The following is a 25,764-nucleotide window of genomic DNA, read 5'->3' on the forward strand; positions in this document are numbered from 1 at the left end:
GCAGCCAAGATCCACACGTCGCTCTGGTCAGACCTCCGATGATCCGACAGACTCGCAGGAACTGTCTGATGCCGGTCCGAGGAGAGTTGCGGTGCGGGTGCTTCTCGTGGAGGACGACCTGCGAGTCGCATCGGCGTTGTCGTCCGCGATGCGTCGCCGAGGTCACTCGATCATCCACGCCACGACGGCGGCGGAGGCGGTCAAGGTCGGCCCGGTCGACCTGGTCCTGCTCGACCTCAACCTGCCGGACCGGGACGGCCTGGACGTCTGCCGACAGATCCGCCGGGACAACGAGGACGTGGCGATCATCGCGGTGACCGCCCGCACCGAGGAACGGGACCGGGTGGCCGGGCTGCGGTCCGGAGCTGACGACTACGTGGTGAAGCCGTACTCGATGGCCGAACTGCTGGCCCGGATCGAGGCGGTGATGCGGCGTACGGTCCGTGCCCCACGGGTCGAGGCGACGCTCGAGGTCGGCTCCCTGCGCATCGACGCCGGCACCCGCCGGGTGTGGGTGGCGGATCGGGAGGTGAGCCTGACCCGCAAGGAGTTCGAGCTACTGACGATGCTGGCCCGTCATGCCGGGACGGTCGTGTCCCGCGACCGGCTACTACTGGACATCTGGCATACGACCTGGGCAGCTGGACGCACGCTCGAGGTCCACGTTGCAGCCCTTCGCGGCAAGCTGGGTGTCACCGGTCTGGTGCAGACCGTACGCGGGGTGGGTTACCGACTGACGGAAAGATAGATTTCCGTAGATTGAAAACGCAGCGCGACGGACTGGTTGCTCGGGTGACCACAAGTCTCAGATGATCCTCAAGAATCCGTGTGCTGCCGAGGTCGAGCCGGGCGGTTGGCGTCTGCTGTCTGCACCTGCTCGACCAAACCCGGTTGGAGGCCCCGTGATACATCGACGAAGAGTACTGACCGCTCTCCCTGTGCTGTTGGCTGCCGCGCTGGCGGTGACGGCCGTACCAGGAGCGGCGCACGGCAATCCGGCACCATCCACTCAGGACAGCGTCCAGGCGGCTGCGGAACCGAACCAGGTCCAGGGCCTGACGGTGGTGCAGGCCGATGGCTACGCCACCCTGAAGTGGACCCCGCTGGAAGGCGCCACCGACTACCAGATCGAACGTACCCCGGTGGACGACCAGGACGTCGCCACGGGCGCACCGGTGATCACCGGCGTCTGGCGGCCGAACCGTCAGGTCAACCCCGAGGCACCGACGTTCGCCGACGCGGGCTTCAACCCCGGCGACCGGTTCCAGTGGCGGGTACGCGCCCGGTTCGGGACCACCGCGCAGCCGTACTCGGCCCCGGTGTCCGGCACGACCCGCCAACCGTGGGGCGACCCGAACGTGCCGGGCGAGAACCTGCGCACCCAGTGGGAGACCAGCCGCGCCGCCCAGTACACCAGCGACGTCAACGAGTACGCCTACACGGCCACGATCGACGGACTCAGCGACCGGGTCCGGACGGTGGAGATCGGTCGTACCATTCTCGACCGGCCGATCAACATGCTGGTCTTCGGCTACCCGAAGCCGCCGGCCACGCCGGAGGCGGTCGCCGCGACCTCGCCGCTGCTGATCAACTGCAACGTGCACGGCAACGAGCCGGGTGACCGCGAGGCCTGCCTGATCATGGCGCGTCAGCTCGCCTTCGGCCAGGATGTCCGGACGATCGACCTGCTGTCGAACACCACGGTCCTCATCGTCCCGACCATCAACGGTGACGGCCGCGCTGCCAACACCCGGGGCAACAACGCCGGACAGGACCTCAACCGCGACTACTCGCTCATCCGCCAGCCGGAGACCTTCGCGTTCGTGAAGATGCTGAAGGAGTACCGGCCGGTGGCCGGCTACGACGGACACGAGTACGGCAACAGCAGCGCCGGTGACCTGCCGATGCTGCCGCCACGGCACCAGAACGTGGCCAAGGGCATCTTCGACGAGTCGATGAACATGATCGAAGGCCACATGTACGAGCAGGGCGCGAAGGACGGCTGGTGGGCCTGCCCGTACGGCTGCGTCGGCGGCGGCAACGTGGGGCTGGGCGAGGAGACCATCCTGCGTAACACCCTGGGTCTGAAGAACGTCGTGAACTCCCTGCTCGAGCTGCGCAGCTCCGGTGGGGTCACCCGGCCCGACGAGGGCAACACGGCGAACAACCGGCGCCGCAAGACCTACTCCGCGGTCTGGACCTTCCAGCAGTTCCTCGACTACCACCGGGCCAGCCTGAGCGCGATCAAGCAGACCCGGGGCGAGGCGATCAAGTTCCAGAGCGTGAACGACGGCCGGATCGTCTTCCGTGGCTCGCACGAGATCCCGGCACACCCGGCACCGCACCCGGGTGACGCCGTCCCGCCGGCCGATGCTCCCCTGCCGTCGCGGATCCTCGAGAACGCGCCCTGTGCGTACCGGCTCACCGAGGAGCAGTACCACGGTGAGCGGACCGACGGTCCGGCCGGTAAGCGCACCACGGTCGCGCAGCGGCTGGCCGCGCACGGCTGGAAGGTCGTGAAGACCTCCGGCGGGTACATCGTGCCGCTGGCCCAGCCGGAGCGCGGGCTGATCCCGCTGCTGCTCGACGGCGCAGGCGTCGAGAAACTGGTCGACGGCGACCGGGTCTACCCGACCCTGACCGGCCGGCACAACGGACCGCTGACCGTCACCGGTTTCGCCTGCCTGTCCGGGGCGAGCGTGAACGGCCCGGTCACCGTAGCGCCGGGAGCCACCCTGGTCGCGACGGGCTCGTCGTTCAACGGCCCGATCAACGCCGCCGGAGCTGCCGGATTCTTCCTCTCCGGAAACACGGTGCACGGCCCGGTACGCGTCACCAACGTCACCAACGCGGTCTCGCTGATCGACAACAAGGTCTCCGGCCCGGTCGACCTGGCCGCGAACCGCACCGGTGGCGACGTTCCGTTCGTCGCCGGCAACACCGTCAACGGTCCGCTGAGCTGTGCGTCGAACTCGCCGGCACCGACCAACCTGGAGCTGCGGAACACGGTTTCCGGGCCCCGATCCGGCCAGTGTGCGGGGCTGTGAGCAGCCGGCACCGGTGATCTGATCGAGCACCACACCAAGTAGCCGTACCGGCAGGTCGGGTCCGCGCCCGGCCGGCCGGTACGGCACCGGTACGAGTCGCCCCTGGAGGAAACCGTGTCCGCCCTGTTCCCCTCCCGTCAGTCCGGCACCACCGGTCGGGCCGGCATTACCGATCCGGCCGGCACTATCGATCCGGCCAGCGTCACCGGTCGGGTCGGCGCCACCGGGCATGCCGCCCGGCGTACCCGGGTCCGACGCGTCCGGGCACACACCACCTTGCGCCTGGCCGTGGCGGCGTTGGCCGTGACGGTGTTGGCCACCGGCTGTTCCGGTGACGAACCCCGGGCCGGGGCGACGGAGGGCTCGACGGCGGCCAGCAACTCGGCGGGGGCGGCGAGCGTGACCGGACCGCTGTGCGAAATGTTGCCTTCCGGCACCGATCCGGGAAACCCGGCGGCGCTCACCGGCGAACCCGTGGACGTGGCACTGCAATGGCTCCCGGTCCTCACCACGTTCGAGGCGGCACTGCGGGCATCCGGGCTGGCTGACGAACTTCGGGCGATGAAGGGTCTGACGATCCTCGCACCGACCGACGACGCGTTCAACCGGAAGTTCTCCGAGGACAACCTCGACGAACTGTTCCTGAAGCGTAGGGACGAACTGCGCGACCTGCTCAAGGCACACGTCGTCGACGGCAGCCGCTCGCTGGCCGACCTGGTGGCCGCCGGCAGCGTCACCACCCTCGACGGCGCGTCCGTCACGGTCACCCGTACGGATGCGATGGCGCAGCTCGGTGCGGACGCCGCAACCCTCTGCGTGGACTACCGGGCCACCAACGCGAGGATCCACATCATCAACAAGGTCCTCGGCAAACTTCCCACCACCGCCGACGGCAGCGGCCACCGGGCCCACTGATCGGGTACCTACCCTTGGTCCGCAGGTGACCTACGTCGATCGACGAACCGCTCGACCGGTGTGCGCAGACCGGACCGAAACATCTCCACCGCCTCGTGCGGTGGCACGGCGGAGGCCATGAACAGCACGCTCTCATCGGCCGCAACGTAGATCGAGCCGCCTCCTCGCCCGCGATGGAAGACGACAACGGCGTCGTCCTCCGGCAGTAGCCGATGTCCGAGCTCGATGTCCGGGGCGATCCGGCGGAACAGTTCGATGCCCCAGTCGACCAGCCGCCGTTGCCGCCGCTCATCCTCGACATCCGCAGGATCGCCCCCGACCCCGACGGGATCACCCGCACCCGGCTGCGGCGCACCGGCCGGCACCGCGGTCGGCGGTACCCCTGACGGCGGTGTCCGGACACTGCCGAGCCGGTCCACGATCGCCCCTTCCGGCAGGTCGGCGAAGCTGGCGAACCGCTTGGCGGTGGAGAGCCAGCGGGCACTCGGAAAGGATGCGGATCGGCTACCGGCCGGCTCGATCCAGTGCAGCACCGGCCCGGCGGGCCCCTGGTCGGTCAGGGTGAAGCCGTCCCGCAGGGGCTCGTCCGGCGAGGACCGCACCGGCTGCCGACCTGCGGCGCTCTGCACCCAGCCACCGATCTCCCAGAGGAGGTAGCGTCGTGCCACCTCCAGCCACTCGCTGGTCATCTGCCGGTACCACGCGCCGCCCCGGTCCTGCTTCTCCACGACGAACCAGCCATCCCGCTCGACGATCCTGAGGAGGACCTCCGCGTCACCGATGCACAGCACCGAGTCGCGGTCGGGCCAGACCGTCACCCGGGCCGGCTGCCCGAAGGCCCGTAGGCGGTCGTCGGCGAGGTATCCGGTCATGGGTCGTCCCTTCCCGTTCGGTCCTGTCGCATGGCAGCGCCCCGACAGGTACGGCAGAAGCTGCCGTCGCGCGCTGGTGGATCACCGTAGCTCCCGCTGCCAACCACCGGCCGGCTGGCCGAGAGCGGTCCCCGAGCGCCCTATTCGACGAAGCGGCTCTGCCCCAGAGCCGCCAGGAAGGATTCCACGGCTGCGGTGAAGGCCCCTGGTGCGTCGCGATGGATCTGATGCCCCGCCGGAATCGTGAGTAGACGCCCGGCGGGAAGACGATCGGCCATCCGGGCCATCTCCTCCTGCGACACATGACTGGCCGACCCGCCGGCCAACACCAGCGTCGGCACGTCGAGCGTGGCAAGCCCCTCCCACCAGGCCGGGTCGGGAGCGTTGAGCTCGGAAAGTACGGAAGGCCGTATCTCCCGGTCGTAGAACGGTGCCGACTCGTCTAACCCGGTCGGAATCGCCAGGCCGAGCGGCACCGGGGGCGGGCACTCCTCGAGCACCAGGGCGGCCACCCGCGCAGTCGCCAGTTGCGCCATCAGCATCGCGACGAAACCGCCCAGCGAGTGCCCGACCAGGATCACGCGGTCCAGTTTGGTCTCGTCCAGCAGGCCCAGCAGGTCGTCACGCATACCGGTCAGCGAGTAGGGCCCGACCCGCTCGCTACGGCCCATTCCACGCAGGTCGGGCACATAGACCGTCCGGTGCTGCGCGAAGCCGGGAACCAGGTCGTCCCAGGTGGTGCCGTCGCCGCCGCCGCCGTGCAACAGGACCATCGGTACCGCGTCGGCCCGGGCATGCGGACCAGCCTCGACCATCCGGTACGCAAGCCGTACGTGCCCAAGTTCCACGTTGTGGTAATGCGACATGACTCGATCCTATAAGTCGACACAACCATCCAGTCAAGTCGATATGCCCCCTTCTGGTCCGACCGGTCCGCGCACCTTTGTCGCGCATTTGGTTCACGCGCTAGACGAGTAGTTCCGAAGTCAGAGGTCGATGTTCGGGCATGGGGAGGGCATGGGCAGGGCGTCCAGGATCGTGTTGTGATGCAGAACCTGGACCTGGCCGTCGACGGCCACTGACCGGGTTTCGTGACTACTCGTCGGGTGTCGCGTAACTGTTGTTGTTTCCGCCGCCGATACCGGGGGGTGAGGAGGTCTGCTGGCTGTCGAGCTGGGCGCACAAGCGGGGCAAGCCGTTGCGACATCGGTGGTCAGGATTCGCACGAGGTGGCCGACTGCTACGGGGTCGACACCGGGGTGGGCTGCTGGTATCGGCGTGCGTCGTCTCGGGAAGTTCCGTGTCCAGGACGATGTCCATCCGCGAGAGCGCCCGCCAGGTGCCGGGGTAGACCGGGGTGAAAGGCGGGAGCGTAGACGAGGCAACTCGACAGCCTCTACGGCGGCCTTCCCTGACCGCCGGGAACCGGCCAGATTTCGGAACTACTCGTCTACGTACGGCGACGACGGGCGACCAGGACCGCGTCGTGGATGGTGATGTCCCGCCCCTCGGGGTCCACCACCGAGCGCGGCCGGGCATCGGCGGACACCACCTCCCAGGTGGTGGGGTCGAGCGAGGCGGCGACCTCCTCACCGGTGAACATCATGTCCGGAAAGTGCATCCGGTGCGCCGTCGTACGCAGGTCGGACGGGTGGTGCCCGACGATCAGCAGGGTGCCGCCAAAAGCCACCGCAGCAGCGAGTCGCGTGAACAGTTCCCGCCGCGCGTCACCCGGCAGGTGCATGAACTGCGCTGACACAAGGTCGTAGGCGCCCTCGGCGGGCGGCTGCTGGCGCAGGTCCGCCCGTGTCCACTCGATACGGTCGGCTATCTGCGCACCGGCGGCTGCGGCATGGGCGGCGCCCCGCTCAAGCGCGGTCGCCGAGATGTCGACCCCGGTGACCTGCCAGCCCCGGTCAGCGAGCCAGACGGCATCGGCACCCTCGCCGCAGCCGACGTCGAGGGCCCGGCCGGGGGTCAGCCCGGCGGCCTCGGCGACGAGCTGCGGGTTCGGGCGGCCACTCCAGATCGCCGGCCGGCTACGGTAACGCTCCTCCCAGGCGGCCTCCTCGAACATGGTCCGCACCCGGTGTCGGTAGGCGTCCACCGCGTCGCGGGACTCCTCGGCCACGAGGTCGGCGTTGATCGCCGCGCCGGCAGCCAGACCGGCTGCGGCAGCCGTGATCACCTGGGCGCGTACGTCCGCCACGTTGCCGGCCACCCACACGCCGGGCACCGCCGTGGCCCCGGTCGGGTCGGCGGGGACCTGGCTGCCGACGACGTGCCCGCCCATCTCCACGTCGACCGGTTCGAGACCGAGCGACGCCAACATGCCTGCCCGGGCGGTGAACCGTGGCGCGACGACCACCGCGTCGAGTGCGACGACCTCGCCCGAGGCCAGCCGTACCCCGGTCAGGGTGTCGTCGGCGACCTCCACCCCCGCGACCGGGCCGTCCACGACGGTGATCCCGCGCGCCGCCAGCCGCTCGGCCTCCTCGGCACCCGGCGCCGGAACACCGTGCAGCAGAAGCAGCACGTGCTCGCTCCACTGCCGCCAAAGGTCGGCCTGGTGCACGGCCATCGGCCCGGTGGCCAGGACGCCGATACGTCGGTCCCGGACCTCCCACCCGTGGCAGTACGGGCAGTGCAGCACGTCACGCCCCCACCGCTGCGCCACCCCCGGCACCTCAGGCAGTTCGTCAACCAGTCCGGTCGTCACGAGCAGTCGCCGCGCCCGGACGCTGCGCCCGTCGTCCAGCGTCACCAGGAAGCCGTCGCCCGCCCGGGTCGCGTCCCTGACCCTCCCGTCGACGATCTCGCCGCCGTACCGGGCCACCTCATCCCGACCGGTCGCCACCAGGTCGGCGGGTGGCGTGCCCTCCCGGGCCAGGTAGTTGTGTACGTGTCCGGCCGGTGCGTTCCGGGGCTCGCCGGCATCCACCACCAGGACCGACCGCCGCGCCCGTACGAGCGCCAGGGCACCATTGAGCCCGGCGGCCCCACCGCCTACCACCACCACGTCGTACGTCTCGTCCACCGCGTACTCCCCCTCGTTCGTCGCCTGTGCCCACAATGCGCACCCTCCCCCGATCCGGCGAGCTTCTTTGCCGAAATGGCAAACAACAGGGTTGGGTTCCCGACGTCACGAATCCGCCTCGACCCGAGGAACCCATCGAGGCGAAGACCGGGCCGGCGGTGCCGGAGCAGCGGTAACCGACAGCCACCGTCCGCAACCGGCCGCTGGTAGCGTCCCCGACATGTCGAGCGAACCCCCCGAGGCCACCAGCCTGCGCGGCGCACTCGTGACGCTCCGACCGACGACGGAGGGCGACGTGCCCGCGCTGACCGCGATCCGGGCGAAACCGGAGGTCCACCGACGTTGGGGCGGTACGGACCTCGCCGCCGAAGTCGCCCGCGACCTGCACGATCCGGAGGTCCACCTGCTGACCGTCATCGACGGCGAGCGCATCGTCGGCGCGATCCAGTGGGGTGCCGAGGACGAGCCGGACTACCGCCACGCCAACATCGACATCTATCTCGACCCGTCGGTGCACGGTCAGGGCATCGGTACCGACGCCGTTCGCACCCTCGCCCGGCACCTCATCGACGCGTACGGTCACCACCGGATCGTGATCGATCCGGCGGTGGACAACACCGCCGCCATACGCTGCTACGAGAAGGTCGGTTTCCGGCCGGTCGGAGTCATGCGCCGCTACGAACGTGGACCGGACGGCACCTGGCACGACGGTCTGCTCATGGACCTGCTACCCGAGGAGCTGACGGACGGCGCTGCGGACCGTCGTCGGCGGACCTGACCGGCGCATCCGCTGAAGGTGTCTGCGAGCGGACGACGGGATTCGAACCCGCGACCCTCACCTTGGCAAGGTGATGCGCTACCAGCTGCGCTACGTCCGCTCGTCCTCCGGAGCTTCCCCGGTGACCGGGAAGAACCTTAACACCACCCTCCGGGGCCGTGACCGGGCCTTCCTCACCGCCGCTACGAACGCCGGACGGGAGCCTGACAAGGAGTACGGCGGCGAGCGCCAGTTCGAGCCCGGTGACCAGCACGCCCACCGGTTCGACGGTGAGCCTGGTGAACGTGAGGTAGGTCGGCAACCCGAGGGTGCGGGTCAGCAGCCACGACACCGGCAACGCGACGGCAAGCACCCGCCCGCAGTGGACCCATCGGCGACGCGGCTGTGGCTTCATCAGTCCCGCGAAGACCAGACCGAACCCGGCTGCGACGACGACATGGACGCCACTGATCAGCGGCCACGCCGTCGCCTCCGTCCATGCGGCAACGAGGTGACCAACCTCGGCGACCAGCGCCAACCACGCGGCGATCCGGATACGCATCAGACGACCTCGTAGTTCGCCATCATCATCATGTCCCCGTGCTCCAGGTTGTGACAGTGCAACACGTACCGGCCCGGATGGCCGGTGAACCGTACGGCGATCCGCACCTCGCCGGCGCGGACCTGGACGGTGTCCTTCCAGCCACCGTCCTGCGGCTCCGGCGGTACGCCGTTGCGGTCGACGATCCGGAAATGACCAAGATGCAGGTGGAACGGATGCTCGGGGTCCACTGTGATCCGCCAGATCTCGGTGCTGCCGAGTCGTACCCGGGCGTCGAGCCGGTCGGGCTCGAAGGTCCGCAGGTTGATCGTTGCCGGCAGCCCGCCCTGGCCACCCAGGAACCGGAAGGTACGGGTGGTCACCGCCCCGGCCACATCGAGCGGTTCCAGATCAGGCCCGAGCCGTTCCGGAATGGCCGAGTCGTCGACCACCCGTGGACCCACGTCGAAGCGGAGCACCTCGGCGGTCGGACCATCGCCGGCCCCGTTCCCGAGCAGGACCGACGTTCCCGGCGGATACCGGGAGAAGTCGACGACCACGTCGTAGCGCTCCCCCGGCCCGACGTACAGGGAATCGTGCGCCACCGGCCGTGGCAGCAGCCCCACATCGCTGCCAATCTGGACCAGACCGGCACCACCGGGTGGCGGCGGATCCAGGTGCAGGTGGTAGCTGCGCGCATTGGACGCATTGAGGATCCGCAACCGGTAGCGGGCACCGTCAACCGGCACGAACGGCCACGGGACACCGTTGACCAGGATCGTGTCGCCGCGCACCCCGTCGGCGAAGAGCGCGTGTACGCCGGGTCGATCACGCAGCTCCGGGTCGAGCGACGGATAGAAGAACGACCCGTCCTCGTTGAAGAGGCGGTCGCAGATCATCAGCGGTAGCTCGCGTTCGCCCCGGGGCAGTGGCAGGTTCTCCTCGGCCTCGTCCCGCAGCAGATAGAAGCCGGCCAGCCCCCGGCAGACCTGCGGGCCGGTGAAGTCCATCCGATGATCGTGGTACCAGAGCGTCGCGGCCGGTTGCTGGTTCGGGTACCGGTAGACGCGCTGGCCGTGCGCCAGCCCGGCGGTGCCGCCGGGACCACCCGGACCGTCCGGTACGTGGTGCCCGGGCCAGTCGTGCCGGCCGACCGGCAGGACCAGGTCCAGCGGATACCCGTCGGAGTCAGCCGGTGTCACGCCACCGTGCAGGTGCACCACGGTCGGCACGGTCAGGTGGTTGCGGTGCCGGACGGCGACCGGCCGGCCGCTACGGGCCTCGATCGTGGGGCCCGGGAAGATGCCCTCGTAACCCCAGATGGGGGTGGGCAGGCCGGGGAGGATCTCCACCTCGGCCGGCAACTGGCGCACCTCGTACCGGTCGGTTCCACCTTCCGTGGCGACCGGGCGCAGCACCGGCGGGACCGGCAGCGCAACGGCGAACCGGCGAACCGGCGGGCTCCGGTGCCCGGCGGTCATGGCAAGCCGTACGCCCGCTCCGGTGGCGACCACCGCCGGCAACGCCAGGCCGGTGATCCCGCCGAGCCCCCATCGCAACAACCGACGTCGCGGCACCCTGTCACCCACGCCATCGACCGTAACCACGCCGCCGCCGCCGGACATCCGCACCTCAGCGACGTCCGACTACGCATCTGGACGTACGGGTCGGCTGTGGAGATCGCCTACCGGTCGTCCGGCGTACGGATCGGGTGACCGACAATGGGGTGGGCGTCGGGGAACCCCGGCCACCGGTCACGGACCGATCGACATGCGCGGGCGAACGCGTGACCGCCCGGCGCGGGTTCCCGGCCGGTAACGCCCGCGACGGAGGCTCCACCGTCGCCGCCCAACTGCCGACGGGGAGGTGTGTCATGGTCCAGGTCCTGCTGGCCGACGACCAGCCGCTGGTCCGTACCGGACTCCGGACCCTGCTGGAACTCGACGACGACATCACCGTGGTCGGCGAGGCGGCCGACGGCGCGGAGGCGGTGGAACTGACCCGTACCCACCGCCCGGACGTTGTGCTGATGGACATCCGGATGCCACTGGTCGGGGGGATCGAGGCGACCCGGCGCATCGTCGCCGATCCGGACCTCTCCGGGGTGCGCGTCGTCGCACTCACCACCTACGAGCTGGACGAGTACGTCTTCGCCGCGCTCCGCGCCGGAGCCTGCGGCTTCCTGACCAAGGACGTCCGCCCGGACCGGCTCCGCGAGGCCGTACACCTGGTCGCGAAGGGTGAGGCCCTGCTCTCCCCCGCCGCGACCAGGGCGGTGATCACGGGTTTCGTAGATGCGCCACCGGTACGACGGACGGACGAGGTGCGCCTGTCGGTGCTCACGGCCCGGGAGCGGGAAGTGGTACGGCTGGTCGCGGCCGGCTTGACGAACGACGAGATCGGCGAGCGACTGTCGATGAGCCCGGCCACCGCCCGGACCCACGTCGGTCGGGCGATAGGCAAGCTCGGGGTACGTGACCGGTCGCACCTGGTGGTCGTCGCCTACGAGACCGGTCTGGCCCGGCTCTCCTGACCGACGTCACCCGGCGGGGCCACACCGGTCGGCGCGGGCCGGAGCGGCTGGCCGTTTATTTCGGTCCGGTTCCCGAGACTCCACCACAGCTCACCGTCGACGGTCAGGTACGGGTGGAAGTCGTTCACCCCAGCGCCGTCGACGAGGGCCCCGGCGACCACCGCGCGTAGCCCCCGGCGGTGGCCGGTGGGCCCGGCGGTGCGCAGCTCACGTCGGCACCCCGAGCAGATGGGTACTGCCGGTACGCACCGGCCACGGTAGCGCCGCACGGTTGAGTTTGCCGTTGGCGGTGGCGGGGAAGCCGTCCACGAACACCACCGCGGCCGGCACCATGTAGTCCGGCAGCGCTGCGGCCACGTGCCGGCGCAACTCCCGTACGGTCGGGTGACAGCCGGGTGCCGGCACGATGTAGACCACCAGCGCACGTTCGCCGTCCCGGTCCGGCCTGGCCAGCGCCACCACGTCCTTCACGCCCGCGTGCCCGCGCAGGCGGTGCTCCACCTCGGCCAACTCCACCCGGGCGCCGCGGATCTTGACCTGCCCGTCGGCCCGACCGAGGAAGGTCAGCACCCCGTCGGGGCCGAAGGCCGCCCGGTCGCCGGTGCGGTAGAGCCGGCCGCGCGGGTCGGGTCCGAGCGTGTCCGGGATGAACCGCTGCCCGGTCAGCTCCGGCTGACCGTAGTAGCCGAGGGCGAGGACGTCGCCGCCGATGAGCAGGTCGCCCGGCACCCCGACGGGGCACGGCCGCAGGGCCTCATCGACCACCCAGTACTGCGCGTTGTCGATCGGCCGCCCATACGGGATGCTCCGCCATTCCGGGTCGACCGTGCCGACCTCGAACCAGTTCGACCAGACGGTCGCCTCGGTCGCGCCACCGAGGCTGACGATCTTCGCCTCGGTGAAGACCGACCGTACCTCGTCCGGCAGCGTCAGCGGCGTGTAGTCGCCGCTGAGGTAGACCAGCCGCAGGTTGCCGGTACCGGCACCGCCCCGGTGCCCACCGAACAGCGACGCGAGGTGGGCCAGCGTGGTCGGGGCGGAGTTCCAGTACGTGACCGGCTCGCGCAGCAGCACGTCGAGCAGCAGCTCCGGGTCACGCTGCTGCGCGTCGTCGGCAATGTAGACGCCCGCACCGTACGCGGGCAGACCGAGCAGGTCGAAGACAGACAGGTCGAAGCCGAGCGAGGTGACCGACAGGCCCAGGTCGTGCGGACCGAAGCCGTGCGTGCGTCGGCACCAGGCGAAGAGGTTGTGCAACGACCGGTGCGCCACGGCAACACCGTTGGGCCGGCCGGTGCTGCCGGAGGTGAAGACCACGTAGGCGGTGGAGTCCGCGCTGGTGCCGGGCTCCGGGCTCCGCAGCTCACGGCAGTCCGGGACCGGGGCGTCGGCGGCTACCACGCGCACCCCCGGCGGTACCGGCCGGCCGTACTCGCCGGCGGCGACGACCAGCAACTGGACACCCGCCTCGGCCAGGACGGTCTGCACGCGTTCGGCCGGGAGCGCCGGCTCGATCGGCACGTAGCAGCCGCCCGCCTTCAGCACCCCGTACACGGCGAGCGCCAGCAGCGGACCACGCGGCACCCGGATACCGACCGGGGTCTCGGGTCCGACCCCGCAGGCGCGCAGCGTCCACGCCAGCCGGTTGGCGAGCCGGTCCAGTTCGGCGAAGCTCAGCGTGCCGCCCGACCAGCGCACCGCCACGGCGTCTGGTCGAAGCCGGGCCTGCGCCTCGAACAGTCGGTGTACCGGACCGTCGGCGGAGTACTCGCGGGCGGTGGCATTCCAGGCCCGCTGCTGGGCGGCCGGCTCAGGCGCGGCCGGTCCGGGTGCCGCCGGTCCGGTCGACGGGCGGCCAGCCGTGGTGGTCATCGGGCACTGCTCAGCACTGCGCTGATCACGTCGGTCAGGTGCACCAGGAGCGGCGGTTTCATGATTCCGATGTGGTCTCCGGGCACCCGGTGCAGCTCGATCCCGCCGCCGATCAGCTCCTCCCACCGTGCGAGATAGTCGGCGAACGTCTGACCGGAGGACACCACGTGCTGACCGTTGGCGAGCGCGTCGCTGACGATGAGGTGCAGCTTGCCGGCGTAGCAGGGGTTCGGATATTCGATGAGTGCCTGCAGCGACTCCCGCCAGACCCGGACCATCCGCGGCCAGGCGGTGCCGACGCCGCGCTCGGGCAGTGCCATGCCCTCCTTCTCATCGATGTCGTTGGCCACCCGCTCGTAGAGGTCCATGATTTCGGCACGGCGCTCGGGTGTGTCCATCTCCGGTCCGCCCCGGTCGATCTCCAGGACCAGTTTCTCCAGCCGGCGCACGAAGCCCATCTGCTCGTAGAACTTCGGCCGGGTCTGCGCGTCCAGCACCGGGTCAAGGAGCATCAGGGTCACCTCCTCACCGGCATCCAACAGCAGGGTGGCGAGCTCCGCCGCGATCGTCGCGCCGCCGCACCAGCTGAACAGCCGGTACGGTCCGTGCGGCTGGGCGGCCCGCAGTTCGTCGAAGTGCCGGCGGGCCATCTCGGCGGCGGTGGGGATCGTGACGTTGTCGCCATGCGGCTTCGGCCACTCGAACGCGGCCAGCGGTAGCTGTGGGTCCAGGTACGGCAGGAAGCGCTGGAACCAGTGGGCGCTGCCGCCGCCGGGGTGGACGCAGAACAGCGGTGCGGCGGTACCTCGGCGCAGCCACAGCATCGCCCGGTTACGGCTACCGGGCACGGCCGGTGCCTCCGGGTCGCCGACCGCGCCGTCGGTGATCGCGGCGGCCAGCCGCGCGACGGTCTGGTGCTCCAGGAAGGCCCGGAACGTCAGCTCCACGCCGTGCGACTCCCGCAGCAGCGAGATGATCCGCATCATCGCCATCGAGTGACCGCCGAGGTCGAAGAAGTCGTCGTCGATGCCGACCCGGTCCAGCCGTAGCACCTGTGCCCAGGTGTCGGCGATGGCCTGCTCCAGCGGCGTCCGGGGCGCCACCTGCGCGATCTGCGCGGCGACGGGCTTCGGCTCGGTTGCGATGAGCGCAGCGCGGTCGACCTTGCCCGAGGCGGTGACCGGGAACTGTCCGACGACATGGCAGCGGGTCGGAACCATGTGCGCCGGCAGCCGGCGGCGTACGTGCTCACGCAGCTCGGCCGGGGACGGGGCAGCTCCGCAACTGTCGGCGGTGAGCCGGACGAACGCCACGAGCGTCGCCTCCTCGGTGCCCACCCCAGCGACCGCGACGGCCGCAGCCGCGACAGTCGGGTACGCCTCCAACGTGTGCTCGACCTCGCCGAGTTCGATCCGGAAGCCGCGTACGCTGACCTGCTGGTCGCCGCGTCCATGGAAGCGCAGCGTGCCGTCGGCCGCGCGGGAGACCACGTCGCCGGTGCGGTACATCCGACTGCCGGGCGGTCCGAACGGGTCCGGGACGAACCGGTCCGCGGTCAGCCCCGGACGGCCGAGGTAGCCGCGGGCGAGACCGGCACCGGCGACGTACAGCTCGCCGGGCACCCCGGCGGGCAGCGGTCGCCCGTCGACGTCCAGGACGTAGCACCGCACGTTCGCCAGTGGGGTGCCGATCGACGGCATCCGGTCCGGGGAGCCGGCGGCGACCGGTGCGTACGTGGCGGCGACGCACGCCTCGGTGGGGCCGTAGAGGTTGACGAACGCGGCGTGCCGCGCCCACCGGTCGGCCTGCACCGCGGGGCAGGCCTCACCACCGACCAGGGTGACCCGCAGCTGCGGGAAGTCCGTCGGGGTCAGCCGACTCAGCATCGACGGCGGCAGGAACACATGGGTCAGGGTGGCCGCCTCGCCGCGCAGGTCACCCGGGTCACGGTCGACCTCGGGCAGCACCAGCTCGGCGCCCACGGTGAGAGCGGCGATCAGTTCGGACACCGACGCGTCGAAGCTCATCGAGAAGAACTGCAGCATCCGGTCGCCCGGCCGGACATCGAAGATCTCCTGCTGGGCGTGCCGGAGGTTGAGCACCGCCCGGTGCGGTACGGCGACCCCCTTGGGCTGCCCGGTCGAGCCGGACGTGTAGGTGACGTACGCCAGGTCGTCCGGCGCCACCGCCACCTCCGGCGGGGTGACCGGCATGTCGAGCTGGGCGGACTCGTCGGTCACGTCGACCGTCGGTGTGCCCACCGGACCGGCCTGGACGAGGCCGGCCGGCAGCCGCCCCGCGGCGAGGACCACCGTGGCCGCCGTGTCGTCGAGCATGAACCGCAGCCGCTCGACCGGGTACGCCGGGTCCAGCGGCAGGAACGCGCCGCCCGCCTTCAGCACGGCCAGCACGCTGACGGCGAGGTCGGGCGACCTCGGTAGGCAGATGCCGACTACCGTGCCCGGACCGACGCCGAGCGTGCGTAGCCGGTGCGCCAGCCGGTTCGCGCGCAGCTCTAGCTCGGCGTAGTAGACCTTGACGACACCCTGCCGCAGCGCAACGGCCGTGGGCGCGAGCCGGGCCTGCTGCTCGATCAGCCGGTGCACCGGCTGGTCGGTGGGGAAGGCCCGGTCGGTGCGGTTCGGGTCGACGAGCACCCGGTCGCGGTCGGCCGGCGCCAGCGTCACGGTCCGCGGCGACGGCGACGGCGACGGCGACAGGGACGGGGACAGGGACAGGGACGGGGACGGGGACAGGGACAGGGACGGGGACGGGGACGGGGACGGGGACGGGGACGGGGACGGGGACGGGGACACCGACAGCGGCGGTGACGGTGGCAGCGGCGACACCGACGGCGATGCGGCCGTGGCCGTGGCCGCCACCGCAGCCGGGACAGCGGCCGGGCGGGCGTCGTGACCGGCGTCAGGATCGCGGGCGGCACCAGGCGCGGTCGTGCTGGCAGCCATCGAGGCCAGCACCTGCCGGTAGGCCCGGCCGACCAGCTCCAGGTACGGTCGTCCGATCCTGCTCGGCCGGCCGAGCAGGCGCAGGTAACCAGGGAACGACACTGCGGAGAACGGCTGCTCACTCGGGCTGAAGTCGGACTCCAGGTCGATGCCGGAGCTCCAGTCGAGCATGTGGAAGTCCAGGTACGTGAAGCTGACGTCGACCAGCGCCGAGGCGTGCCGGCCGTCACGTCGCATCGCGGCCATCGGGTAGCGCCGGTACGGCCACATCCGCGCCTCCTGCGCGAAGACCGCCCGCACCAGCTCCGGCCAGCTTGCGGCGGTCAGCTCGGCGGGGAACGGCACCGTGTTCAGGTACATGCCGATCACCTCGTCGCCGCGCAGCCGCTCCGGCCGGCCGTTGCTGACCAGCCCGGTGAAGAAGCGCTGCCGCCCGGTGACCACGCCCCAGGCCGCCAGGTGGGCGGCGTGCAGCACGCTCTTCAGCGACGCCCCCGCGTCGGCCGCGAGCCGGCGCAGCGCCGGTTCCAGATCGGTGTACTCGACGACGACCGAGTCCGGTGCGTCGTCAGCCCCGTTCCGAGCGGCATCAGTCCCGTTCCGCGCGTCGTCGGCCCTGTTCTGCGCGTCGTCGGCCCTGTTCTGCGCGTCGTCGGCCCCGTCCGGTCCTTCCGCCCCGTCCGTCTGACCGCCCCACTCGGCGGGGATCTCCAGCTTGTCGGCGGCCGTGATGGTGGCGGTCCAGAAGTCCCGGTCGGCCGTCGACCGCAACGACTCCTGCTCGGCGGCGACGAAGTCGGCGAACCGGACGGCGGGCAGCGGCGCCGGCTGGGGTACGTCGCCACGGCGCAGCGTCCGGTAGTACGCAAGCAGCTCGGCGATCACCGAGGTGTGGCTCCAGCCATCGAGGATCGCATGACACTCGACGTGGGTGAGCCACCACTCGCGCTCGCCGGTCTGGTGCACCGTGTAGCGCAGCAGCGGCGGCATGGCCAGATCGAACGGCGTGTTGCGCTGGGCGAGCAGGAACTCGTCGAGGACCTGGCGCTGCGCGGCCTGTGGCAGGTCCCGCAGATCGTCCAGGTCCACCGGCAGTTCGGCGGTACGGTGCACCAGTTGCAACGGCCGCGTGTACCCGGCGAGTGCGAACGAGGTACGCAGGATCTCGTGCCGCTGCACCAGCAGCGCTGCGGCCGTACGCAGGTCGGCCAGGTCGAACGGGTGCTCGTCCTCGATCCGGTAGCAGCTGACGTTCACATAGACCGGCCGCTGCGCGGCCAGCATCTCGTACACCATCCCGGACTGGATCTCGCCCATCGGATACGCGTCGATCAGGCCCGGCGGCAGCAGCGCACGGTCGGCGTCGGACAGCAGCGCGAACGGGGCCACGACCGGCTGTTCGACGGCCGGTTCCGCCGCAGTGACCACCCCGTCCAGGGCCCGCGTGCCGACCAGCTCGGCCAGCTCGGCCACCGTGGCGTGGCTGAACAGGTCGTGCACGGACACCGGCAGGCCAGCTGCCCGCAGCGCCCCGACGGCCCGGATCGCCCGAATCGAGTCGCCGCCGTGCTCGAAAAACGCGTCGTGCCGGCCCACCGTGTCGACGTCCAGCGCGTCGGCCAGGGCGCGCGCGATCGTCCGCTCCAGCGGCGTCTGCGGCGCGACACCGGCCGGCCCGGCGCTCCTGATCGGGGCGGGCAGCGCACGGTGATCGACCTTGCCGGTGACGGTCAGCGGCAGCGCGTCGAGCACCACCCACTGCGCGGGGAGCAGATACCGCGGCAACCGGGCTCGGGCGTACGCCGCGACGGCGTCCCGGTCGACCGCCGGCCCGTCCGGCCCCGCGCCTGAACCGACAAGGTACGCGACGAGCCGGTCGTCGTGCACGGTGACCACTGCGGCGGCAACGCCCGGGTACGCGGTGAGCACCGCCTCGACCTCGCCGGGCTCGATCCGGTGCCCGTGCAGTTTCACCTGCCGGTCCAGCCGGCCCAGGTATTCGATCGTCCCGTCGGCACGGTGCCTGGCCAGGTCACCGGTGCGGTAGAGCCGGCCGCCCGGCTCGGTGCCGAACGGGTCCGGCACGAACCGCCCGGCCGTGTGCCCAGGGCGGCGGAGGTAGCCACGGGCGAGTTGGACGCCGGCCACTACCAGTTCGCCCGGCACGCCGACCGGCAGCAGCCGCAGGTCCGGGTCGACGACGTAGGCCCGGGTGTTGGCGACCGGCCGGCCGATCGTGACCGGCTCCCCGGGCAGACACCGCGCCGCGGTCACGTCGATCGTGGCCTCGGTAGGGCCGTAGAGGTTGTACAGCTGGCAGCCGATCCGTTCGTGCACAGCCGCCGCCAGCCCGGCCGGGAGCGGCTCGCCGCTGGCGAAGATCCGGCGTACCGAGGGCAGCTCACCGGCCACCGTGTCGAGGAAGGCGCGCAGCATCGACGGCACGAAATGCAGCGTGGTGACGCCGTGCTCGGCGATCGCCGCAGCCAGGTACGCCGGGTCCCGATGCCCGCCGGGGCGGGCGACGACGAGCGTCGCGCCGGTGATCAGCGGCCAGAACAGTTCCCAGACCGAGACGTCGAAGCCGTACGGCGTCTTGTGCAGCACCCGGTCGGTGTCGTCGAGCGGGTACCCGCGCTGCATCCAGGCCAGCCGGTTCACCAGCGCGCGGTGGGTGATCACGACGCCCTTGGGGCGGCCGGTCGAGCCGGAGGTGTGCAGCACGTACGCCGGATGGTCCGGGTCGGGGTCGTCACCGAGCTGCCCACTCGGGGCGTCAGCACCCGGGTCGGGCCGGACCACCAAACGTGCGGCGCGGCCGACGGTGGGGCGGTCGGTCACCACGACCCGTACCGCAGCGTCGGTGAGCAGTTCCTCCAGCCGCTGTGCCGGGCTTTCGGTGTCCAGTGGCAGGTAGGCGCCGCCGGCGGTGAGCACGGCCAGCAGCGCGATCACCAACTCCGGGCCGCGCTCCAGGCACACCCCGACCACCGACTCGCCGCCGACCCCGAGCGCGCGCAGCCGGAGCGCCAGCGCCGTGACGCGGGCGTCCAATTCGGCGTACGTCAGGCTCTGGTCCGCTGCCCGCACGGCCACCGCGTCCGGGGTGGCGGCCACCTGGGCCCGGAACAGCGCGGGCAGTGTGGTGGCCGGCACGTCGGTTACGGTGTCATTCCAGCTGTCGAGCAGCTGCTTACGCTCGGCCGGCGGGAGGATGTCGATGTCGGCCAGGGGGGTGTCCGGGGCCGCCACCACGCCGGCCAGCAGCTGCCCGAGCTGCGCCGTGAACCGCTCGATGGTGCCACGGTCGAACAGGCTGGTGGCAAAGACCACTGCGCCGGCAAGCGAGCCGTCCGGGCACGGGGTCAGCGACAGGGTCAGGTCGAACTTGGCATCGGCGAACGGGATGGGCACCCACAGGACGTCCAGCCCGGGCGCCTGGAAGCCGTCCGACCCGGCCTCCTGCCAGACGAACATCGTCGAGAACAGTACGGTCCGCGCGGGGTCGCGGACCGGCACCAGTTCCTCGACCAGTTGCTCGAACGGCAGTTCCTGGTGGGCGAAGGCGTCCAGCGAGGTACGACGGACCCGGTCGACCAGTTCGCCGAACGTCGGGGCGCCGGCCAGGTCGGCCCGTACCACGACGGTGTCCAGGAACAGCCCGATGAGGCTCTGCACGTCGTCGTGTCCGCGACCCGCGACCGGGGTCCCGATCGTGATGTCGTTCCGGCCACTCCACCGTCCGAGCACGACCGCGTACGCCGCCAGCAGGACCATGACCGGCGTGGCGCGATGGCGGCGGGCGAGCTGGCCCAGCTCCGCCGCGACCGTAGCGGGTACGGTGAACGGCACGACGTCGCCGGCGGTGTCCCGTATCGCCGGCCGCGCCCGGTCGGTCGGTAGGTCCACGGGCGTGGCACCGGCGAGCTGGCGGCGCCAGTAGGAGAGCTGGACTTCCCGCACCTCGGCGGTGCGCTGCCGCTGCCAGACCGCGACGTCGGCGTACTGCACCGGCAGCGGGGCGAGTTCGGCCGGGCGGCCGTCGAGCGCGGCGGTGTAGCGGTGACGCAGCTCGTCCAGCAGCAGGCCCTCCGACCAGAGATCCATCGCGATGTGGTGGGTGGTGAGCAGCAGCAGGTTCTGGTCGGGCTCCCGCCGGACGAGCAGCGCGCGGAAGACCGGACCGGCGGCCAGGTCGATCGGCTCGCGGTCGACCGAGACGAGTCGGTTCAGCAGCTGGCACTGGGTATCGCTGTCCAGCTGGGTCAGGTCACGGATCGGCAGCGGGACCGGGGCCGGCGGGTCGATCAGCTGCACCGGCTCTCCGGCCGGGCCGACCGGGTAGCGGGTGCGCAGCACCTCGTGCCGTGCCACCAGCCCGTCCAGCGCGGTTTGCAGCGCGGTAATGTCCAGCCGGCTGCCGGGCTGGTCGGTCATGTGCAGCGCGATCTGCACCAGGTACTCGACGCCGCCGGGGCGTAGCCGGTCGAGGATCCACAGCCGACGCTGCGCATGCGACAGTGGCAACGGTTCGGTCCGGGACGCCCGGGGGATGCCCGGATCAGGGAGCGGTTCGAGGCCGGCCAGCCGGCGCTCCAGCAGTTGCTCGTGCAAGGTGGACGAATCCAGCATCTCGGTCATCGGGTTCCCTCTCGGGCGGCTCGCGACAGCAGGTCCTGCACCTGGCTGTCGGACAGTCGGCTGACATCGGTGCGGACCGCAGCGGTGACCACCGCCGCGAGCTCGGCCACCGAGGTGGCCTCGAACAGGACCTGTACGGGAAGATCGACGGCGAACGCCTGCCGCAGCGCGGTGCGTACCCGGGCGACCAGCAGCGAGTGGCCACCGAGGTCGAAGAAGTCGTCGTCGGCGGTGATGTCGTCGACGCCGAGCAGCCGCGACCAGATCCCGGCGATGACCTGCTCGACCGGATTGGCCGGCGGCGTCGGTGCGGTTGCCCGTGGGCCGGTCGAGGCCGTCGGCGCGGCCGGCGGAGCCGGGGCCGGTTGGACCGCGCGGGCCTCCGGTTCGCCGGCCAGCCGCTCCAGCAGCACGACGTAGTCATCGGCGAGCCGCTGCATCGTCGCCTGGTCGAACAGGCCGCTGGCGTACTCCAGCACGCACCGCAGTTCGCCGGCCGCCGTACGGTGGACCGTGAACACCAGGTCGAACTTGGCGGCGGTGGCGATCGCGGGCAGCGGCTCCACCACGGCACCGCCGAGGGTGCCGGGTGTCCCCGCCGTGTGCAGGACCTGGAACATGATCTCGAAAAGCGGGTTGCGGGCCGGGTCCCGGCGGGGCTGGACCGCTGCCACGACGTCCTCGAACGGGACGTCGTTGTGCATGAGCGCGGTCAGCACCGTCTCCCGCACCCGGTCCAGCACCTCGGTGAACGACGGTCCGCCCGCCAGGTCGGTCCGCAGCACCAGGGTGTTGATGAAGAAGCCGATCAGGTCCTCGGTCTCCGGCTCGTTCCGCCCTGCGGCGGGCAGCCCGACCGCGACGTCGGTACGGCCGGTCCGGTGCGCCAGCAGCACCTGGAAGACGGCCAGCAGCGTCATGAACGGGGTCGTCCCGTACCGCTCGCCGGTGGTGTCGACCAGCCGAGCGACGTGCTGCGGCACGTCCACGGCGAGCATGTCGCCGCGGGGGTCGCGGCGGGTGCCGCGCGGGCGGTCGGTGGGCAGCACGACCGGTTCTAGCCCGGCGAGTTGGTCCCGCCAGTACGCGGTGCCGGCCACGCCGGTGGCCCGGCGTCGGACCTGCTGCCAGGCCGCGACGTCGGCATACTGGACCGGTAACGGCGCCGGCATGGGCTGGCCGGCCACGAGCGCGCGGTACGCCTGGTCCAGGTCGCGCAGTAGCACGTCGCACGACCACGCGTCGGCGGCGATGTGGTGCAGGGTGACCCCGACCAGGTGCTCGGTCGGCGCAAGCCGTGCCACCACGACCCGCAGCGGGTGCTCCCGGCGCAGGTCGAACGGTTTGCTCGCAGCCGCGTCGAGCAGCGCCATCGCCCGGGTCCCGGCGTCCGGCCCGCCGGTCAGGTCCACGACCGTGACGTCGACCGGGCCGGGTGGGTCGATAACCTGCACCGGCTCACCGGTGGTGTCCTGGTACCGGGTGCGCAGCACCTCGTGCCGGCGGACGACCTCCGCAACGGCGCGGGCGAACACCGCGGGATCCCACGGTCCGCGCAGGCGCATCCGCAGCCAGGAGAGGTATTCGGTGCCGCCGTCGTGCAACCCGTCGAGGAACCACAGCCGCTCCTGACCTGGCGACAGCCGCAGCATGCCGGTGCGCGGCACTGGCCGGATACGGTCCCCGGCGCAGCTCACCGGCGGGGCTTTCGTCTGGGTGGGCATCCGGGTCTGCATCGATGGTCTCCCCCTCACCGGCAGTCGGCATCGAGTCGAGACTGATCGACGCGAGCAGGCCCGAACCAGAGAAGGACCGGCAGAACACTCCTGCTCGTCCTTCTCTGTCCGCAACCCGGCCATGGCCGGCAGAGTTCGACCAGATCAGCAAAACGGCGACACCGGACACCGACACCGACACCGACACCGGACGGGACGGGAGACCGGGCCCGGATGCCCGGAACGGGAGACCGAGCCGAGATGCCCGGATCGGGATGCCCGGATCGGGATGCCCGGATCGGGATGCCCGGATCGGGAGACCGACAACAACCTCTGCATGGAAGGGCGCGGCGACATGCCCCGGACGATCGCGGTGCGCACGATGGCGTCGTTCCTGCCCGAGCGGTCGGTCGCGGTGGCGGAACTGCCGGAGCTGGCGTACCTGGGGCCGGCCGAGCGGGAACTCTGCGCTGGCCTCGGCATCGAACGGGTCCGTACCGACCCGGAACTGGACACGTTCGACCTGGCTGCGGGCGCCGCCAGCCGGGCGCTGGCCGCCGCCGGGCTCAGCCCGGCGCGGCTCGGGGCGCTGGTCGTGGTCGAATCCCGCGCGCCGGCCACACTGATGAGTTCCGCCGAGACCCGGCTGCAGGCGCACCTCGGCGCCGAGCGGGCGCTGACCTTCTCCGTCGGCGGGTTGGGCTGCGTGTCGATCACGCCGGCGCTGCTGGTGGCGCGCGGCCTACTGGCCGCCGACCCGGACCTGTCCGACATTCTCGTCGTGCACGGCAGTACGCCGGCCACACCACGGCGCTACCGACACCCGGTCACGGTCAGCGGCGACGGCGGCATGGCCGCGGTCGTCTCCCGGGACGGACCGGTGCGGATACTCGACGTGTTGCAGGAGACCGACGGCCGCTACTGGGACCTGTTCCGGGTGGACTACCGGGACCGCCCGTCGGCCCGCTGGACCGAGCAGTGCCGCGACCCGCGGGAGTACTCCTTCCAGCTGGCGCTGGAGAGTCGCAACCGGCTGCGCGCAATGTACCGGCGTCTGCTGGAGCGCAACGGGCTGACGTCGACGGACGTCGCCCGGCACGTGACCCACAACCTGTCCACGGGCGCATTCCGGTTCGTCGAGGAGACGCTCGGGGTGACGGTCGCCGCGACCTGTCGCGACAACCTACGCGACCTGGGCCACCTCGGCGCGAACGACGTCCTGCTCAACCTGGCGACCGAGATCGGGACCGGAGGGCTGGGAAGCGGCCAGCGGGCCGTACTGATCAGCTCCAGTCCGGTGGCCGCCTGGAGCATGGTGCTGCTCGAATTCGACGGCGACCCCGGTGCCGCCGGGGTGGGTGACTGAGATGGGAGTTGGGATGGAAGCACCGGACGCCATCGGCATCCAGGCCGACGACACACCGGACGCGCACGTACGGTCCACCGTGGCGCGGGAACTGCACGACTTCATCAGCCCGGCGCTGTCCGGACCGATCGGCCCGGACGAGGACTTCTTCGCGCTCGGCCTCCTCAACTCGCTGTTCGCCATCGAGCTGGTGGTGTTCGTGGAGCAGCGCTTCGACATCGAGGTCGAGGTGGCCGACCTCGACCTCGACCACTTCCGCACGATCTCCCGGCTGACCGACTTCGTACTGGCCAAGACCGCCGGCCGGGCCGGGATCCCGGCGTGACCGCCGCAGTCGCGCCGGTGCCGACCGGTCCGCCGAAGCTCGGCGACCTCGGCGTCGACCTCGCGGCGGCGGCGCGTGATGAGGCGGCCGGTTGGGACCGGGACGGCGCGCTGCCGGCCGAGGTACGCCGTGCGGTGGCAGCCACCGGGCTGCTTGCTGCGGACCTACCGGTCGGCTACGGCGGCCTCGGCGCTACCCCGGTTCAGGTCGGCGAGCTGTGTGCCCGGTTGGGCGGCGTGTGCAGCACGCTACGCGCGCTGGTCACCGTGCAGGCGATGGTCGCCGCAGCCGTACGGCGGTGGGGCACCGTCGAACAGCGGGCGCGCTGGCTGCCCGCGTTCGCCCGTGGTGAGCTGCTTGCCGGCTTCGCCGCCACCGAGGCCGGCGCGGGCAGCGACCTGGCCGCCGTCGGTACCCGCATCCGTGCCGTCGCCGGTGGCCAACAGCCGACCCTGGAGCTGACCGGAGTCAAGCGCTGGGTGACCTTTGGCCAGGTCGCCGACGTGGTGCTGGTGCTCGGAGAGCTGGACGGCCAGCATGCCACCGTGCTGGTCGAGACCGATCGGGCCGGCGTGACACGGCAGCCGGTCGAGGGTCAGCTCGGCCTGCGGGCCGCCCAGCTGGCCCACATCCAGCTCGACGGCGTACGGGTCCCCGCGACGAACCGGATCGCTCCGCCCGGGTTCGGCCTGTCGCACGTGGCGGCCACCGCGCTGGACCACGGCCGGTTCACGGTCGGCTGGGGCTGCGTAGGAATGGCCGAGGCGTGCCTGCGGGACATGGCCGACCACGTCCTCACCCGCCGCCAGGGGCACACCCTGCTTGCCGAGCACCAGACCGTACGGGCGCTGCTGGGCCGCACCACGGTGGACACCGCCGCCGCACGGGAGCTCGCCACCCGGGCCGCCCGGTTACGGGCCTCCGGCAGCCCCGACGCGGTCGCCGGCACGGTCGCGGCGAAGTACGCGGCGGCGCGCACCGCCGCATCGGTCGCCGGTGCTGCCGTGCAGCTCCTCGGTGCGGCCGGCTGTGCCCCGGACAGCCGGGTCGCCCGGTTCTACCGGGACGCCAAGGTCATGGAGATCATCGAGGGCTCCGCCCAGGTGGCCGAACTGCATATCGCCGATCACCTGCTGCGGCGTACCCGTGCGACGGGATCGGGGGGACGGCGGTGACC

16 protein-coding genes and 1 tRNA gene are annotated in these 25,764 nt (G+C 71.4%); 9 read left to right on the forward strand and 8 right to left on the reverse strand.

The genetic code is table 11. The annotated features are described in order from the left end of the window. Positions 1-91 precede the first annotated feature (91 nt). From ACFQ4H_RS16915 to ACFQ4H_RS16925, 3 genes are all read left to right on the forward strand, one after another. Positions 92-748 carry a response regulator transcription factor gene (locus tag ACFQ4H_RS16915; protein WP_377571935.1) on the forward strand — a complete coding sequence of 219 codons (657 nt, stop codon included), beginning with the start codon at positions 92-94 and terminating at the stop codon, positions 746-748. A 190-nt stretch (positions 749-938) separates the two neighbouring features. Continuing rightward, the gene (locus tag ACFQ4H_RS16920) at positions 939-3,047 is read left to right on the forward strand and encodes a M14 family zinc carboxypeptidase (RefSeq protein WP_377571936.1); all 2,109 of its coding nucleotides are present in this window, start codon (positions 939-941) and stop codon (positions 3,045-3,047) included. A gap of 114 nt (positions 3,048-3,161) precedes the next feature. Continuing rightward, on the forward strand, positions 3,162-3,962 hold the full coding sequence (locus tag ACFQ4H_RS16925) for a fasciclin domain-containing protein (RefSeq protein WP_377571937.1): 801 nt from the start codon (positions 3,162-3,164) through the stop codon (positions 3,960-3,962). A gap of 8 nt (positions 3,963-3,970) precedes the next feature. Here the strand turns inward: ACFQ4H_RS16925 and ACFQ4H_RS16930 are convergent, their stop codons facing one another. The 3 genes from ACFQ4H_RS16930 to ACFQ4H_RS16940 all read right to left on the reverse strand — a co-directional run bounded on the left by ACFQ4H_RS16930 (position 3,971) and on the right by ACFQ4H_RS16940 (position 7,871). Next, positions 3,971-4,834: a hypothetical protein gene (locus ACFQ4H_RS16930; protein ID WP_377571938.1), complete on the reverse strand. Its 864-nt coding sequence runs from the start codon at positions 4,832-4,834 to the stop codon at positions 3,971-3,973. A gap of 140 nt (positions 4,835-4,974) precedes the next feature. Beyond that, positions 4,975-5,700 carry an alpha/beta fold hydrolase gene (locus ACFQ4H_RS16935; protein ID WP_377571939.1) on the reverse strand — a complete coding sequence of 242 codons (726 nt, stop codon included), beginning with the start codon at positions 5,698-5,700 and terminating at the stop codon, positions 4,975-4,977. A gap of 584 nt (positions 5,701-6,284) precedes the next feature. After that, positions 6,285-7,871 (reverse strand): FAD-dependent oxidoreductase, encoded by a 1,587-nt coding sequence (locus ACFQ4H_RS16940; protein WP_377571994.1) that lies wholly within the window; start codon positions 7,869-7,871, stop codon positions 6,285-6,287. Positions 7,872-8,091: 220 nt separating this feature from the next. Here ACFQ4H_RS16940 and ACFQ4H_RS16945 point away from each other — a divergent pair, with 220 nt between their 5' ends. After that, on the forward strand, positions 8,092-8,649 hold the full coding sequence (locus ACFQ4H_RS16945; RefSeq protein ID WP_377571940.1) for a GNAT family N-acetyltransferase: 558 nt from the start codon (positions 8,092-8,094) through the stop codon (positions 8,647-8,649). 27 nt (positions 8,650-8,676) lie between these two features. Here ACFQ4H_RS16945 and ACFQ4H_RS16950 read toward each other — a convergent pair. Continuing rightward, a tRNA-Gly gene (locus tag ACFQ4H_RS16950) sits at positions 8,677-8,749 on the reverse strand. Between ACFQ4H_RS16950 and ACFQ4H_RS16955 the strand changes: the two genes are divergently transcribed. Continuing rightward, a complete protein-coding gene (locus tag ACFQ4H_RS16955) occupies positions 8,720-9,205 on the forward strand; it encodes a hypothetical protein (protein ID WP_377571941.1) in 486 nt (161 codons plus the stop codon). The two genes, ACFQ4H_RS16950 and ACFQ4H_RS16955, sit on opposite strands and share 30 nt — an antisense overlap. On the opposite strand, the gene ACFQ4H_RS16960 is transcribed toward ACFQ4H_RS16955, so the two are convergent. Then, complete coding sequence (locus ACFQ4H_RS16960; protein ID WP_377571942.1) at positions 9,190-10,758, reverse strand: multicopper oxidase family protein; 1,569 nt, start codon at positions 10,756-10,758, stop codon at positions 9,190-9,192. The two genes, ACFQ4H_RS16955 and ACFQ4H_RS16960, sit on opposite strands and share 16 nt — an antisense overlap. Positions 10,759-11,042: 284 nt before the next feature. On the opposite strand from ACFQ4H_RS16960, the gene ACFQ4H_RS16965 reads away from it, so the two are divergent. Next, positions 11,043-11,702, forward strand: coding sequence for a response regulator (locus tag ACFQ4H_RS16965; RefSeq protein WP_377571995.1), 660 nt, complete (start codon positions 11,043-11,045; stop codon positions 11,700-11,702). 207 nt (positions 11,703-11,909) lie between these two features. On the opposite strand, the gene ACFQ4H_RS16970 is transcribed toward ACFQ4H_RS16965, so the two are convergent. From ACFQ4H_RS16970 to ACFQ4H_RS16995, 3 genes are read right to left on the reverse strand one after another with little or no spacing between them, the layout of a single operon-like run. Continuing rightward, positions 11,910-13,574 (reverse strand): non-ribosomal peptide synthetase, encoded by a 1,665-nt coding sequence (locus tag ACFQ4H_RS16970; protein ID WP_377571943.1) that lies wholly within the window; start codon positions 13,572-13,574, stop codon positions 11,910-11,912. Beyond that, positions 13,571-21,181 (reverse strand): amino acid adenylation domain-containing protein, encoded by a 7,611-nt coding sequence (locus ACFQ4H_RS34925; RefSeq protein ID WP_449289023.1) that lies wholly within the window; start codon positions 21,179-21,181, stop codon positions 13,571-13,573. The genes ACFQ4H_RS16970 and ACFQ4H_RS34925 overlap by 4 nt, the downstream gene beginning before the upstream one ends. Further along, complete coding sequence (locus ACFQ4H_RS16995) at positions 21,178-22,917, reverse strand: condensation domain-containing protein (RefSeq protein WP_377571944.1); 1,740 nt, start codon at positions 22,915-22,917, stop codon at positions 21,178-21,180. The genes ACFQ4H_RS34925 and ACFQ4H_RS16995 overlap by 4 nt, the downstream gene beginning before the upstream one ends. A 334-nt stretch (positions 22,918-23,251) precedes the next feature. On the opposite strand from ACFQ4H_RS16995, the gene ACFQ4H_RS17000 reads away from it, so the two are divergent. The 3 genes from ACFQ4H_RS17000 to ACFQ4H_RS17010 are packed head-to-tail and all read left to right on the forward strand — an operon-like array spanning position 23,252 to position 25,762. Beyond that, positions 23,252-24,262, forward strand: a complete 1,011-nt coding sequence (locus tag ACFQ4H_RS17000; protein ID WP_377571945.1) for a 3-oxoacyl-[acyl-carrier-protein] synthase III C-terminal domain-containing protein — start codon at positions 23,252-23,254, stop codon at positions 24,260-24,262. Positions 24,263-24,275: 13 nt separating this feature from the next. Next, positions 24,276-24,587 carry an acyl carrier protein gene (locus ACFQ4H_RS17005; RefSeq protein ID WP_377571946.1) on the forward strand — a complete coding sequence of 104 codons (312 nt, stop codon included), beginning with the start codon at positions 24,276-24,278 and terminating at the stop codon, positions 24,585-24,587. Continuing rightward, on the forward strand, positions 24,584-25,762 hold the full coding sequence (locus tag ACFQ4H_RS17010) for an acyl-CoA dehydrogenase family protein (RefSeq protein WP_377571947.1): 1,179 nt from the start codon (positions 24,584-24,586) through the stop codon (positions 25,760-25,762). The genes ACFQ4H_RS17005 and ACFQ4H_RS17010 overlap by 4 nt, the downstream gene beginning before the upstream one ends. Positions 25,763-25,764 lie beyond the last annotated feature (2 nt).

Origin of the sequence: Micromonospora sonneratiae, from assembly GCF_042679305.1 — a bacterium.
Lineage (GTDB): Bacteria > Actinomycetota > Actinomycetes > Mycobacteriales > Micromonosporaceae > Micromonospora_H > Micromonospora_H sonneratiae.

Coding starts and splice junctions, on each gene's coding strand:
- ACFQ4H_RS16965 (WP_377571995.1), top strand. CDS start 11,043: ATGGTCCAGGTCCTGCTGGCCGACGACCAGCCGCTGGTCCGTACCGGA.
- ACFQ4H_RS16945 (WP_377571940.1), top strand. CDS start 8,092: ATGTCGAGCGAACCCCCCGAGGCCACCAGCCTGCGCGGCGCACTCGTG.
- ACFQ4H_RS16935 (WP_377571939.1), bottom strand. CDS start 5,700: ATGTCGCATTACCACAACGTGGAACTTGGGCACGTACGGCTTGCGTAC.
- ACFQ4H_RS16995 (WP_377571944.1), bottom strand. CDS start 22,917: ATGCAGACCCGGATGCCCACCCAGACGAAAGCCCCGCCGGTGAGCTGC.
- ACFQ4H_RS17000 (WP_377571945.1), top strand. CDS start 23,252: ATGCCCCGGACGATCGCGGTGCGCACGATGGCGTCGTTCCTGCCCGAG.
- ACFQ4H_RS16930 (WP_377571938.1), bottom strand. CDS start 4,834: ATGACCGGATACCTCGCCGACGACCGCCTACGGGCCTTCGGGCAGCCG.
- ACFQ4H_RS16970 (WP_377571943.1), bottom strand. CDS start 13,574: ATGACCACCACGGCTGGCCGCCCGTCGACCGGACCGGCGGCACCCGGA.
- ACFQ4H_RS17005 (WP_377571946.1), top strand. CDS start 24,276: ATGGAAGCACCGGACGCCATCGGCATCCAGGCCGACGACACACCGGAC.
- ACFQ4H_RS34925 (WP_449289023.1), bottom strand. CDS start 21,181: ATGACCGAGATGCTGGATTCGTCCACCTTGCACGAGCAACTGCTGGAG.